Source organism: Sarcina ventriculi (assembly GCF_900456775.1).
Classification (GTDB): domain Bacteria; phylum Bacillota; class Clostridia; order Clostridiales; family Clostridiaceae; genus Sarcina; species Sarcina ventriculi.
Map to the genome: position 1 here is coordinate 407,818 of NZ_UAUL01000007.1, position 13,180 is coordinate 420,997.

The window sequence follows — 13,180 nt, forward strand, 5'->3', positions numbered from 1 at the left end:
ATCTTTTAATTTCTATTAAACCCTCTATTTTCAGTTTCATCTATATTATATTCTGCAAAAAGCCTTGAAATAATAACATTGTATTCATTTAACATTCTTTCTTTTTTTATCTTTTTAGCCACTTTTTCACTGTCTTCAAACATGCCTATCATATATGACCACAATTCCTTCATTCTAAATAAAACATTAATATCTCCAGACAACATTTCCTTATATCCCATGCAAACCTCATCATGGAATTCCTTCAAAATATTTTTATCCACAACACCTTTTCCTTTAATTTCATTGATTAAACCAGGATTTGCTAGGCTTCCTCTTCCAATCATTATTCTATCCACACTTGGACATTCTTCTATAAATTTTTCACAATCCTTAACACTAAAAATATCCCCATTATAACAAATGGTATTTTTACTACTTTTTAAAGCATCTTTAAACATTTCCATGTTAGGTTTATTTCCATAAAAATCTTGCCTAGTTCTAGGGTGAATAATTAACTCCTCCATAGGATATTTATTATAAATTTTCATAATCTCATAAAATTCATCAGCACTATCTACTCCAAGCCTTGTCTTTATTGAAATTTTCATATCTTGTATTTTAAATATTTCATCTAAAAAATTATCCAATTCTTCTCTCTTTGCTAAAAATCCAGAACCTCTGAATTTTGAAACAACAGTACCAGATGGACATCCTAAATTCAAATTTACTTCATCATATCCTAATTGCTTTAACTTTTTACACGTTGCAATAAAACCTTTAGAATCATTAGTTAGTATCTGTGGAATTATATTTAATCCATTATTATTTTCTGGCAAGACATCTCTAAATTCTTTAGTCTTAAGACTTTTACTTTGATTTGGAACAATAAAAGGTGTAAAGTATTTATCTATATTATTAGGAAAAAACTTTTCATAAGCATTCCTATATATGTATCCACTAATTCCCTCTAAAGGGGCAAAATAATATTTCATAAGTATAAAACTCCTTAAACTTTCTATTTATTTTAAATATATTGTATCTAGGAAAAATATTTTTGTATACACTTTAAAAGTCCTATTTTTTTATAATATTGCATTGTTTAGTTTCTTAGCATAAAAATAAGCTATATTAGAAAACACTCTAATATAGCTTATCTGATATTGAATATTAAATTTTTAAAATTTTTTATTTTTCAATAGTACGCACATCAGAGAATACAAAATATTGTTCTCTTTCTGCAATCCACCATTTACCATCTTTCTTTATATATTTATCATAATAACGCACACCATGTACTGTTAATTTATCAATTCCATCTTCTTCTGTTACAAGATGTGCCATTGCATAACATGTTCCTGTTGCATGGGTATCATCTTGAAATTCTACAGTTTGTTGTCCATTCATGTGGAAAGATTCCTTTGCTGCACCAAATACCTTATATTTTTCTATAAGTTCATCTACACTTTTAATATCCATACCAAGAACATTATTAAAATATACTCTAACATGACAATCAGGAGTAAATATATTTACATAATAATCTTGATTGTTTTTATCTGATTCAGTTGCATAATTATCTACTAAATCTTTAAGTTGTTGACGTGCTTCTAAAATTTCTATTGTTGTCATATTTATTACCTCTTTCCTCTTTAGTTATAGTTAAATAGATTGCATGGATTTTACCCATTCCTTAACCTTTTTTACTGATGCTTTAGATGCTGCTTCAGCCCCATGAATTGAAAGCCCTTTTAATATATTTGCATTTGTACATTTTTTAATATCTCTTTCACTAACTCCCATTCCGCTCCCTTCATTAGTGCAGAAAGGAATTATTGTCTTTCTTGATATATCATAGCTTTCTAAAAATGTGAATACAGCCATAGGCATTGTTCCCCACCAATTTGGATATCCTAAAAATATCACATCATAATCATCAATATTATTTATCCTATTTATTAACTCAGGGCGAGCTTCAGTTCTTAATTCATCCTTTGCTACATCTATACATTCATAATAATCTTCTGGATATGGATTTACTGTATCAATTTCAAAAAGCTCCCCACCAACAGTTTCTTGTATTATTTCCGCTACAACCTCAGTATTACCTTTATCTACATTTTTAATACTTCCATTCCAATAATTTTGTCCCTTACGAGAATAATATGCTATTAATATATTTGCCATTTTAACCACCTCACTATTTTTTTTACTTTTATATTTATCTAATGTTAAAATAACTGCTATCTTATGTTTTTTAACTCACTCATAATATAAGTAACGTAGTGTTATTTATATTATAAGTAACACAGTGTTACTTGTCAATAATAAAAATTTATGCTATGATTTTTTAAAATAAAATACTATAAGATTAGAGTGAGAATTTACTATGGAATTTAAAAGAGCACGTAATGCTAAGCAAAAAGACCAACGGATAAATCAAATTCTTGAAGTAACAGAAGAATTGTTTTTACAACATAACTATGGCGAAATTACTCTAGCTATGATAGCTAATAAATTGGATTACACAAGAGGAAACTTATATAAATATATTTCAACTAAAGAAGAAATTTTTCTTAAAATGTATGCTATAAAGCAAGAAGATTGGGTAAATGAAGTTGTTAATTCATTTCCTAATAACAAAACTTTTTCTAATGATTATTTTGTAGATAAATGGAGTAAAATTTTAAGTAACCACCAATGTATGCTAAAAATTCATAGCATCCTTGGAAGTATTATAGAAACAAATGTTTCACTTGAAAAACTAGCTGAATTTAAAAAGAAAGTCCTTACAGATTTATATAAATTAATTCCAATTATTCAAAAACAAATTCCAAAGCTTGATTATTCTGAAACTAAAAATTTTCTTTTTACTCAACTTTTTTATGCAAGCGAATTATATAATAACGTTAACTTTAGCCCCATTCAAATAAAAGCATTAGAATTATGTGGTGAAACTTATGAAAAACAAAGCTTTTATGAAGCATTTCGTCATTTTATGAAAATATTTATAACTGGTTATAGTCATATATACTAAAGCAGAATTAAAAAGTGAGGTTTAAAACCTCACTTTTTAATCTTATTAACACGCATTAAAACAAATGGTTAAAATAAAATTTTTAGGATAATTTTTATATAATTTACCCAAAATGTATAAAAATCAAACACATCACCTAAACTGTCTATATTTATAATAGCAATAACTTTTTATAATAAGTACATAAGATAAATGACAGTGATTTTTTATATGCCATTTAAAATTGTAATTATAGTTAGGAGGAATTTATATATGTCAAAAAAATACAAAGTAAACGATTCAACAAAAGCTTATTTTGTAGGAGGTGGTATTGCCTCTTTATCCGCTGCACTATTTTTAATACGTGATGCTAAAGTAGATCCTAAAAATATAACTATACTAGAACAAATGAATATTAATGGTGGTAGCTGTGACGGTGCTGGTAATTCTGAAGAAGGATACATGATAAGAGGCGGTAGAATGATAAACTACGAACACTATACTGCAATTTTAGATTTATATAGATTTGTACCTTCTCTTACTGATCCAAAAACTTCTGTAACAGACGAAATATACAAATTCAGTAATGAGACTCTAACTTGCTCTACTGCTAGATTAATAGATGAAAACCATCAAATTGTAAAAAATGTAGACAAGCTTGGATTTAATAATGATGATAGAATGGCAATGATTAAACTTATGTTAGTTGATGAAGATAAATTAGCACCTGTTAGAATTGACCAACTATTCTCTCCACATTTCTTTGAAACTAATTTTTGGTATATGTGGGCTACAACATTTGCATTCCAACCATGGCACAGTGCCTTTGAATTTAAAAGATATGCTCATGCATTTATAAACGAAATGCCTCGTATACACACATTAGCTGGTGTTCATAGAACTCCATACAATCAATATGATTCATTAATTTTACCACTTGAAACTCATCTAAAGAAATTAGGTGTGAATTTTGAATTAGGTTGTACTGTTAAAGATATAGACTTTACAGAAAATAACGGAGAAATGACAGCAAAAGAAATTAAAATGGTTAAAGACGGAATTCCAACTTCTGTTTTAGTTAGAGAAAATGACTTGGTATTTGTTACAAACGGTACTATGACTGAAAATGCAACTATCGGAACAATGGATACACCTGCTGCTGCTCCTACAAAAGAAGGAAACGGATGTTGGGCTTTATGGGAAAACCTAGCTTCAAAAACTCCTGAATTCGGAAATCCAGCTCCATTCTGTAATGATATTCCTGGAGCAATGTGGCAATCATTCACAGTAACTTTAAAAGATAAGAAATTCTTAGAAAGATATACTGAATTCTCAAGTAATAAACCTGGAACAGGTGCATTAATGACATTTAAAGATTCAGGTTGGTTTATGAGCATAGTTGTTCCAAAACAACCTCATTTTATTAATCAAGACGCAGATACTCAAGTATTCTGGGGATATGCTCTACACCCTGAAAAAGTTGGTGATTACATTAAAAAACCAATGACTGAATGTACAGGTAGAGAAATATTTGAAGAACTTTGTTATCAATTAGGATGGTTAGATGAAATAAATGAATATTTACCAACTACAATTTGTCGTCCATGTATAATGCCATATATAACTTCTCACTTTATGGTTTGCAACAAGACTGATAGACCTTTAGTAGTTCCTAAATGCTCAACTAACTTAGCCTTTATAGGACAATATGCTGAAATGCCAGATGTTTGTACATTTACTATAGAAATGTCTGCTCGTACTGCTCAAGAAGCTGTTTATACATTCTTTGATTTACACGATACAAAAGTAATTCCACCTTTTTATAAAGGAGAATATGATATAAGAGTTTTACTTGGCGCTGGATACGCTATGATGAACTAATATTTATATATAAAGAACCAGTAATTTTACTGGTTCTTTTGTTTATTTCCGATAAATCATAACGGTATCTATTGGATAAACTATGCCATTTTTAGTTTCAATTCTATCACCGCATTTTATATCATTTATATATATTTCCCCATTTTGTACTGTTATTTTAGCTTTCTCACCATTTAACATAATTATATATTTTCCATTTAAATTTTCTATACTATTAGGCATAACTTTTTCTATAGTAATATGATAAGACAATATATTTACAAGTTCTTTTCTATTTGTTTCATCTAAAATATTATTTAGACTCTTCTTTGATAACTTTGAAAAAGCTTCATCTGTTGGTGCAAAAATTGTAACCATTCCATCACTTTCAAGAACTTTTAATAAATTAGCCTTGTGCAACGCTTTAATTAAAGTTTTGAAATTCCCTTCCTTAGATAAAACTTCAACTATATTATCAGAATTTGCGAATTGTCCAAGTATCGCTTTTTGTGTATTCATATTTTCTTTTACACTTGTTAATAAAGGTGTTTGAGTAAAAAATAATATTAATACAATTATAATAACTATTTTCTTTTTCATAATAATACTCCATCCATTGTTATAAATCACTTGATTTTAGTATTTGGATAGATATATATTATTATTCAATTTTTTAGTTATCTTTCATTTATATCATACTTCCTTTAGATTATCTGGTAAATGTTGTCCTCCCCACTCACATATAGAACTAAGCACAGGCATAAGAGATAATCCGATTTCTGAAAGACTATATTCAACCTTTGGTGGTATTTGATTATATTCTGTTCTAATAATTAATCCATCATGTTCTAATTCTTTTAATTGAGAACTTAACATCTTATGAGTAATACTTCCAAGGGATTTCTTGAGTTCTCCATAACGAAGAACTTTTCTCTTAGAAAGCCAAAATAATATGTGCATTTTCCATTTTCCATTAATTAATGACATTGTATATAAAAACGGTTGTGCATTTACTTTTAAATCACTATCCATATAAATCTCCTTTAATTTATTCTATATATCATAATTTTTATTTTTAAGTTTATCAATTTCAATTTGATCTTTTCCCCAATAATATAATGCATCTAAGGTTGGAAGAAGTGCTTTTCCTCTCTCTGTTAAAGAATATTCAACTTTAGGTGGTATAACTTCATATTGTTTCCTATAAATAAGCCCATGTTCCTCTAACTCTTTAAGAGATTTAGTCAACATCATATTCGTAATACCTTTAACTTGACGCTTTAAATCATTGTATCTTGTGCATTCATTTTTAAATAAGTACCACATTATAGGCAACTTCCATTTTTGTCCTACAATACTTAAAGCATATATAACAGGACATTCTGATTCATATATGTTTTCCTCTGGATATTCACTATCGTATTTAAGATAATTTCCCATTATTTTATCCCTCCATTCATTCTCAAAGTATATTAAAGATACTAAAGAAGAAAAAAATGCATACTTGTTTAATTATGTCCATATGTTATATTAATTATAACAAAAAATTCTACTATAACGACTAGAAATTTTTAAAAGAATCTATATTGAATTTATATATAAATTGCAATATAGATTAACACTAAAATGTAAAAATAGGAGTGAATTATATGAAAGTTTATGCAATCAACGGAAGCCCTAGAAAAAATAATAATACGGCAAGTCTTCTTAAAAAAGCGTTAGAAGGAGTAAAAGCTACAACACCAAATGCTGAAACTGAAATGATTAATTTATATGATTTAAAATATACTGGGTGCAAAAGCTGTTTTGCATGCAAATTATTAGACGGTAAGAGTTATGGAAAATGTGCAATAAAAGATGATTTATATGAAATTTTTGAAAAATTATCACAAGCTGATGGAATTATATTTGGTTCACCAATATACTTTAGCGATGTAACAGGACAATTAAGGTCATTTTTAGAAAGATTTGCGTTTCCTTATTTAGTTTATGATAAAAACTACACATCAATTGCTCCAAAAAAAATGCCAACAGCCTTTATTTACACTATGAATGTTTCAGAAGATATGATGAAAGATGTAGGTTATTTACAAACATTTAATACTTTAGAATCTTTTATAACTAGGATATTTACTAAACCTTTATCTATGTGTTCAAACAACACTTATCAATTTAATGATTATTCAAAATATAAAGTTGAGTGCTTTTCTGAAGAAGAAAAAAGAAAGCATAGAGAAAAACAATTCCCTATAGATTTAGAAAATGCATTCTCTATAGGAAAAAAACTTTTAAATCAGTAATTTAAAAAATAAAAAGCTTCTAAAAACTAAAGTTTTAGAAGCTTTTGTGATTTTTATAAATTTTCTATTTTAAACTTTCAATAGCATTTTTTGCCCATGTTGAATCTTTATATATAGCTCTTCCAACCCCTATAAGATCAGCTTTACCATCTTTAAGTAATTGTTCTGCTACATTAACATCAGTTATACCACCTGTTAATATAACTGGAATATTTATAACCTCTTTAATTGCTTTTGTTACATCTGCAAAATAACCTTGCTCTGTAACTCCAGGAATAACAAATCCACGCATACCACCTGAAATATCTAATATATCTATTCCTGCCTTTTCAAATTCCTTCGCTACTATTTTAGCTTCTTCTATAGTGTTTCCACCTTCCATATAATCGCAAGCACCAAGTCTAAGAAGTATAGGGAAATCCTCTCCTACTACATCTCTTACAGCCTTTATAACTTCTAAGTGAATTCTTATTCTATTTAAAATATCTCCGCCATATTCATCAGTTCTCTTATTAGTTATTGGTGAATAAAATTGATTTAAAAGATATCCGTGAGCTGAGTGAATTTCAACTGCATCAACCCCAGCATCTTTAACTCTTTTTGCAGCATCTTTAAAGTTTTTAACAATTTCTTTTATATCATCTTTTGTAAGTTCTCTTGGGATTTCTTTTCCACGTAAATGCATTACTTGTGATGGTCCAACAATTTCATTTCCTGTAATTTCACTAGTTGTAGCACTCCCGGCATGATTAATTTGCATTACTGCTTTAGAACCATTTTTATGAATTATATTTGCTAATTCCTTTAATCCCTCATTATTTCTATCATCTGCTACAGATAATTGTCCCTTACTAGCTCTACCTTTTTCATTTACAAAGCTATGTTCTATTATGATTAATGATATATATCCACCCATTGATTTTTCATTATAATAATCTAGTATTCCTTGACCTAATTTTCCGCCTTCATTTGATTTTTCAGTAGCCATTGGTGGAAAAACTAATCTATTATTTAAAACTAATTTTTCAGTTTCTAAAGTTTGTAATAAATTTGCCATGTTTTTATCTCCTTATATATAAATTTGTTCTTAATTCTTATATTTATTTTATAACGAACAAATTTATAAATAAAGTACGCACTTAAAAGTTAGATACTATCTAAAAAGTAAGAGATGTATAAATCTTCTTATAAAATCTCTTTATTTTATATGCTCAATTAAGGGATATATCAAAACTCGATATACCCCCTTAGTATTTTTAAAGTTCACTTATATAACTTGCTGAAACATATCCTACGATTCCATTATAAGAAATTTTGTACCATCCATTTGTTTTTTCTAATATAGTAACCTTAGTATTATTATTTAAAGTTCCTATAATGCTAGATGAAGTACTTGCTGATTTTCTTACATTAAGCTTAGTACTTATATTTACTACTTTTCCATATTTCACAGTAGAATTTGTATTATTATCTCCTGCTGTGTTATTTACTCTAATATAATCAGATGATACATACCCAGTTAATCCGTTATATGATATCTTGTACCAACCACCTTCTTGTCCTAATATATTCACAGTAGCATTAGCGCCCACTCTTCCTACTATTCCATAATTTGTTCCTGCTCCACTTCTAATATTAAGTGTTGTAGTTACATTAACAACTTTTCCTGTTTGTGTTGCTTCTGGAGTCGATGGTGTTTCTGGTGTGCTTGGAGTTTCTGGCTTAGATTCATTATTATTTACCTTTACATACTCACCATAAACATATCCTGTTGTTCCATTATAAGAAATTTTATACCAGCTTCCTTCTTTAGCAATTATATCTATACTGTTCCCATTTCTCAATGTTCCTATAACCTTAGAACCAGTATTAGCACTAGCTCTAACATTTAATGTTGAACTTATATTAATTATAGTACCTTTTTGTGTTATTACAGCTTGATTATTATCTGAATTACTGTTATTATTTCCACTTCCAACTATGCTTATATAACTTTTGCTAGCATATCCATATCCAAAAGAGTCACTATATATCTTATACCAATCGCCTTCCGTACTCACAACTTTAACTTCTGTCCCATTAGTTAACCTTGTTATAACAGCAGAACTTGTACTTGGTGATTTTCTTACATTTAATGATGTTGAAATATTGCTAACCTTACCTGTTTGATAACTAGTTGGAGCTTGTACACTTCCTCCGTTATTTCCATTACTAGTATCATTGCTTAATATTTTTATATAATCAGCTGAAACATATCCATATCCAGCGCTTGATTTAACTTGATACCAATTTCCTACCTTTCCAAGAATATTTATTTTAGTTCCATTACTATAACTTCCTATAATATTTGAATTTGTTGAAGTTGTTATTCTTATATTAAGAGAGTTAGTACCAGTGACTTGTCCTTGTGCGTTCATTGTTTTAAATCCATCACCATTATTTATTATAGATTTTACTCCATTATATAGTTTATTAGCGTATCCATTGTTTTGGATTGATGCTGAACTGCTTGGCATTGGAAGTTCAAGTAATGTTGCTAATGCTCCTTTAGAATGAGCATAACTTATTAAATATCCACTTGCTGATGTACTCATTAATTTATTTGAAATACCAAAACTATTATCAAAAGCTTGTCCAAGTGATGGATCTCCAATAGTTTGATTTAACCATCCATGAACATCAACTAAAGCCATATGACTTGAACTTGAGCTATATTGGTCAACTAAGCTAGCTAAAGCTTTAGCTTCTGGTGCTGCAAGTGGTGTTGAACCAGTATAATATCTTGCGCTATATTGTGGCGTAAAGAATGTTGGAAATGATCTATTTAAATCTATCTTTTGAGACACTTGGGTTCTTCCAGGACCATTATTTGTCCATCCATCTAAAACTCCATCTGGATTTGATGTTGGCACTATTACTACTGTCCAACCATTTAATCCACCTGATGCATTATCTTTTGCAACTCTCTCAATTAAATTTTTAGCAAGTTTTGTAAGTTCCTCACCATCTTTGCTCCAAGCATCCTCATATCCGTGAATACCAAAATTTAATAATAAAACCTTGTCTCCACTTCCTATTTTATAGTAATATAATGGTCTGCCTTTTCCGCTTGTTCCATAAGTATATTTTTGTGCTCCTTCAATATTAAAATTATAATAATTTTGAGATACTCTAGTTCCAATATCCCCCTCATCAATTGCTTGTGCTTGAGCTCCATTTTCATCTATATTATCATAGTCACCTTGAAAACTTTCTTGATTATCAAACCCACTTAAATCTATCGAATCAACTGTATCATCTATAACCTCAATAGCATCATCACTTGAATTTACATCCGTAGTATCAACATTTATAACCTCTTGATTATTTAAATCTGCATTATTTTCATCTATAACGTCTTCATCATTTGAACTTATATTATTTTCATCTTGTGCATAAGCTATTTTAGGAACTTGTACTCCTGCAAAAGTTCCTGCTGTTATAGATGTAGCAACTAATAATGACATTATTTTTCCTTTTTTCATCAAAATTCCCCCTCATTTGCATTTATCTGTATTTATACTTTAACATTTAAATCACATATTTACAAATATATTATTAAAAATATTTTTTTACAAATTAGTTGTTTTATTGATAAATAAATAATATTTTTATTTATTCTGTATATAATTTATATTTTTTTCTACATTTTATATGAATTTATTTGTCAAATTGTTAAAATATGAATTTATTGTTAATACGCTAACATTGTTTTAAGATTATAAAAATTATTAGTTTCTTTTTGATACTTAAAAAGAAAAAAATGCATACTTGCTTAGTTATTTATATATGATATATTATTTATATAAAATATTTGATATTTGTAGGAGGATTTTAATATGGACTTTTTAGAATTAGTGAAAAAAAGATATTCTGTAAGAAAATTTAGTGATAAAAAAGTAGAACAATCAAAATTAGATTTGATTTTAGAGGCTGGAAGAGTTGCTCCAACTGCAGTAAATTATCAGCCACAAAGAATGTTAGTTATAGAAAATGAAGAAAGTTTGTCTAAGCTTAAAGAGTGTACGCCATATCATTTTAATGCACCATTAGCAATTTTAATTTGTTATGATTCCTCAGTTAGTTGGAAAAGACATTACGACAAAAAAGATATGGGAGATGTTGATTCTAGTATTGTTACAACTCAAATGATGTTAGAAATAGCTGATCTTGGCTTAGGTACTACATGGGTTGGACATTTTTCTCCAGAACTTATTAAAGAAAAATTTAACTTGCCAGAATACCTTGTTCCTGTTGCTCTTCTTCCAATTGGTTATCCTAGCGAAGATTCTGTTCCTAACAAATTGCACAATATTCGTCATGATATACAAGAAACTGTATTCTTTAACTCTTTTGAAGGGATTAAACCGGGAAAAAATAAAACTACTGACCATTAATTTTTTTTAATTACTTTTTAATATCAGAATTTATTAACACTTTTCCATCCTGCTTAATATAATACATTAAATAAACAATTAAATTTAATTTAAGAGGTAGGATTAATGGATAATACACGTTGTGAAAAAGATTTCGTAGAAGATTATTGTACAGACGAGGTGCAAGTAGATACTAGAGTATTCTCATCAGGTCAAACACAAAATACAACTGGTGGAGCTAAAGTTTTAGTTAGAGTTGGTAATATAACTATAACTCAACCTATAAGAGATGAAATACACATTGACGAAGGTTTTTACGATATAAAGAAAATCCAAAGAAGAGTAGTTTTAGATCAAGTTTTTGTATCTAATACAACAATAAACACAACAACTGGAACTATACAAGGTTATATGTTTGGTGAAGGATATATGTTAAAAAATATATCTTATGCAACTCCTATTGAAGGAACAGCTTCTGATTGCGAAACTGATTGTTTAGCAATGAAAAACACTTATAATGATATAACTGCTAAAGTTAAATTCGATTTCTCAAACCCTATAACTATAACAGGGGCTCAAGTTGAAGCATCTCCTAATATGGTTGAAACATCTTATTTAAATAATTGCATAGAAGTATGCGATAAAGGTTCTGTATCTCAAGCTGATTGTCAAAGATATTTTACTCAAACTGTAACAATTAATGAACCTTATCAATATGAATTAGACTCTTATTCAATAAATGAGACAGTTCTTATGAAAAATAAATGTAATGAAGACAGTATTTTATATGATACAGTAACTGAAAAATTGTTATTAGTTCTTAATATATCTGTATATCAATACCAAACAGTAACTACAATTTAATTTTGAATATTAATATTCTAATCAATTTTAAAATTCTGAATAAAAATGTTGTCTATTTTTATAGACAACATTTTTGCTTTTTATATTTACTTTCTAGTAGCAACAGCACAAAGCCATGCATTTTCTTCATTATAATCTAAAGCTATATCTGTAAACCCTGCATTTTCAAGTAAAGTTTTTAATTCATCTTTTGATGGACATTTCATGTTTAAATGCTCAGCTATAGCAGAACTTTTTTCATTCATCTTTCCCCCAACCATCTCTAAAGCAGTCATAAATTTACCGCCTATTTTAAGTACACGAGCCACTTCTTTTAAATCTTCTTGTTGATTTGGCCAAAAATATAAACTTTCAATTGAATATACAGAATCAAAAGATTCATCTGGGAAATTTAATTTTGAAACCCCACATACTTCTACCTTTAATCTGCCTTCATCAATAAGCTTTTTATTTTTTGCAATAGTAGATTCTATAGACACATGTGAAATATCACATCCATATATAGTAGATTGAGGATAAAGTTTTGAAATCTGTTCAATAGCAGCTCCACCACCACAACCTATGTCTAAAATACGATTTCCAAAATTCACATGTTCAAAACCCCATTTAGTAAGATTGTAATGACTCTCGTTCATATTATCTAATATTTTACTTCCATCTTCTCCTTTAGGAAATGCTGCATTTTTCATAAATTCAAAATCTATTTTTTCGGACATTTTTTAAACCTCCAATTTTTATATATTATA

14 protein-coding genes are annotated in these 13,180 nt (G+C 28.4%); 5 read left to right on the forward strand and 9 right to left on the reverse strand.

The genetic code is table 11. The annotated features are described in order from the left end of the window. Positions 1–5: 5 nt before the first annotated feature. From DR020_RS06110 to DR020_RS06120, 3 genes are all read right to left on the reverse strand, one after another. Positions 6–974 (reverse strand): tRNA dihydrouridine synthase, encoded by a 969-nt coding sequence (locus tag DR020_RS06110; protein ID WP_112365519.1) that lies wholly within the window; start codon positions 972–974, stop codon positions 6–8. A 193-nt stretch (positions 975–1,167) separates the two neighbouring features. Then, entirely contained in the window at positions 1,168–1,611 is a 444-nt protein-coding gene (locus DR020_RS06115; protein WP_112365520.1) for a nuclear transport factor 2 family protein, read from the reverse strand. Between the two features lie 30 nt (positions 1,612–1,641). Beyond that, positions 1,642–2,166 carry a flavodoxin gene (locus tag DR020_RS06120; RefSeq protein WP_112365521.1) on the reverse strand — a complete coding sequence of 175 codons (525 nt, stop codon included), beginning with the start codon at positions 2,164–2,166 and terminating at the stop codon, positions 1,642–1,644. A 202-nt stretch (positions 2,167–2,368) separates the two neighbouring features. Here DR020_RS06120 and DR020_RS06125 point away from each other — a divergent pair, with 202 nt between their 5' ends. Beyond that, positions 2,369–3,016 carry a TetR family transcriptional regulator gene (locus DR020_RS06125; protein WP_055259016.1) on the forward strand — a complete coding sequence of 216 codons (648 nt, stop codon included), beginning with the start codon at positions 2,369–2,371 and terminating at the stop codon, positions 3,014–3,016. Positions 3,017–3,268: 252 nt separating this feature from the next. Further along, on the forward strand, positions 3,269–4,876 hold the full coding sequence (locus tag DR020_RS06130) for an oleate hydratase (protein ID WP_055259017.1): 1,608 nt from the start codon (positions 3,269–3,271) through the stop codon (positions 4,874–4,876). Between the two features lie 42 nt (positions 4,877–4,918). On the opposite strand, the gene DR020_RS06135 is transcribed toward DR020_RS06130, so the two are convergent. The 3 genes from DR020_RS06135 to DR020_RS06145 form a co-directional block, all read right to left on the reverse strand. Beyond that, entirely contained in the window at positions 4,919–5,455 is a 537-nt protein-coding gene (locus DR020_RS06135; RefSeq protein WP_112365522.1) for a fasciclin domain-containing protein, read from the reverse strand. Positions 5,456–5,548: 93 nt separating this feature from the next. Beyond that, positions 5,549–5,887 (reverse strand): winged helix-turn-helix transcriptional regulator, encoded by a 339-nt coding sequence (locus DR020_RS06140; RefSeq protein WP_055259019.1) that lies wholly within the window; start codon positions 5,885–5,887, stop codon positions 5,549–5,551. Positions 5,888–5,908: 21 nt separating this feature from the next. Further along, on the reverse strand, positions 5,909–6,295 hold the full coding sequence (locus DR020_RS06145; protein ID WP_055259020.1) for a winged helix-turn-helix transcriptional regulator: 387 nt from the start codon (positions 6,293–6,295) through the stop codon (positions 5,909–5,911). A 209-nt stretch (positions 6,296–6,504) separates the two neighbouring features. Here DR020_RS06145 and DR020_RS06150 point away from each other — a divergent pair, with 209 nt between their 5' ends. Beyond that, positions 6,505–7,155 carry a flavodoxin family protein gene (locus tag DR020_RS06150; RefSeq protein WP_058993527.1) on the forward strand — a complete coding sequence of 217 codons (651 nt, stop codon included), beginning with the start codon at positions 6,505–6,507 and terminating at the stop codon, positions 7,153–7,155. A gap of 64 nt (positions 7,156–7,219) precedes the next feature. On the opposite strand, the gene DR020_RS06155 is transcribed toward DR020_RS06150, so the two are convergent. Together DR020_RS06155 and DR020_RS06160 are read right to left on the reverse strand one after the other, a co-directional pair. Next, positions 7,220–8,212 carry an NADH:flavin oxidoreductase gene (locus tag DR020_RS06155; RefSeq protein ID WP_112365523.1) on the reverse strand — a complete coding sequence of 331 codons (993 nt, stop codon included), beginning with the start codon at positions 8,210–8,212 and terminating at the stop codon, positions 7,220–7,222. A 199-nt stretch (positions 8,213–8,411) separates the two neighbouring features. Continuing rightward, complete coding sequence (locus tag DR020_RS06160) at positions 8,412–10,679, reverse strand: SH3 domain-containing protein (RefSeq protein ID WP_112365524.1); 2,268 nt, start codon at positions 10,677–10,679, stop codon at positions 8,412–8,414. A 354-nt stretch (positions 10,680–11,033) separates the two neighbouring features. Between DR020_RS06160 and DR020_RS06165 the strand changes: the two genes are divergently transcribed. Next, on the forward strand, positions 11,034–11,591 hold the full coding sequence (locus tag DR020_RS06165; protein WP_112365525.1) for a nitroreductase family protein: 558 nt from the start codon (positions 11,034–11,036) through the stop codon (positions 11,589–11,591). Positions 11,592–11,696: 105 nt separating this feature from the next. Next, the gene (locus tag DR020_RS06170) at positions 11,697–12,434 is read left to right on the forward strand and encodes a hypothetical protein (RefSeq protein ID WP_055259026.1); all 738 of its coding nucleotides are present in this window, start codon (positions 11,697–11,699) and stop codon (positions 12,432–12,434) included. Between the two features lie 86 nt (positions 12,435–12,520). Here DR020_RS06170 and DR020_RS06175 read toward each other — a convergent pair whose 3' ends face one another. Further along, positions 12,521–13,150: a class I SAM-dependent methyltransferase gene (locus DR020_RS06175; protein WP_055259027.1), complete on the reverse strand. Its 630-nt coding sequence runs from the start codon at positions 13,148–13,150 to the stop codon at positions 12,521–12,523. Between the last annotated feature and the right edge of the window lie 30 nt (positions 13,151–13,180).

Coding starts and splice junctions, on each gene's coding strand:
- DR020_RS06110 (WP_112365519.1), bottom strand. CDS start 974: ATGAAATATTATTTTGCCCCTTTAGAGGGAATTAGTGGATACATATAT.
- DR020_RS06115 (WP_112365520.1), bottom strand. CDS start 1,611: ATGACAACAATAGAAATTTTAGAAGCACGTCAACAACTTAAAGATTTA.
- DR020_RS06120 (WP_112365521.1), bottom strand. CDS start 2,166: ATGGCAAATATATTAATAGCATATTATTCTCGTAAGGGACAAAATTAT.
- DR020_RS06125 (WP_055259016.1), top strand. CDS start 2,369: ATGGAATTTAAAAGAGCACGTAATGCTAAGCAAAAAGACCAACGGATA.
- DR020_RS06130 (WP_055259017.1), top strand. CDS start 3,269: ATGTCAAAAAAATACAAAGTAAACGATTCAACAAAAGCTTATTTTGTA.
- DR020_RS06135 (WP_112365522.1), bottom strand. CDS start 5,455: ATGAAAAAGAAAATAGTTATTATAATTGTATTAATATTATTTTTTACT.
- DR020_RS06140 (WP_055259019.1), bottom strand. CDS start 5,887: ATGGATAGTGATTTAAAAGTAAATGCACAACCGTTTTTATATACAATG.
- DR020_RS06145 (WP_055259020.1), bottom strand. CDS start 6,295: ATGGGAAATTATCTTAAATACGATAGTGAATATCCAGAGGAAAACATA.
- DR020_RS06150 (WP_058993527.1), top strand. CDS start 6,505: ATGAAAGTTTATGCAATCAACGGAAGCCCTAGAAAAAATAATAATACG.
- DR020_RS06155 (WP_112365523.1), bottom strand. CDS start 8,212: ATGGCAAATTTATTACAAACTTTAGAAACTGAAAAATTAGTTTTAAAT.
- DR020_RS06160 (WP_112365524.1), bottom strand. CDS start 10,679: ATGAAAAAAGGAAAAATAATGTCATTATTAGTTGCTACATCTATAACA.
- DR020_RS06165 (WP_112365525.1), top strand. CDS start 11,034: ATGGACTTTTTAGAATTAGTGAAAAAAAGATATTCTGTAAGAAAATTT.
- DR020_RS06170 (WP_055259026.1), top strand. CDS start 11,697: ATGGATAATACACGTTGTGAAAAAGATTTCGTAGAAGATTATTGTACA.
- DR020_RS06175 (WP_055259027.1), bottom strand. CDS start 13,150: ATGTCCGAAAAAATAGATTTTGAATTTATGAAAAATGCAGCATTTCCT.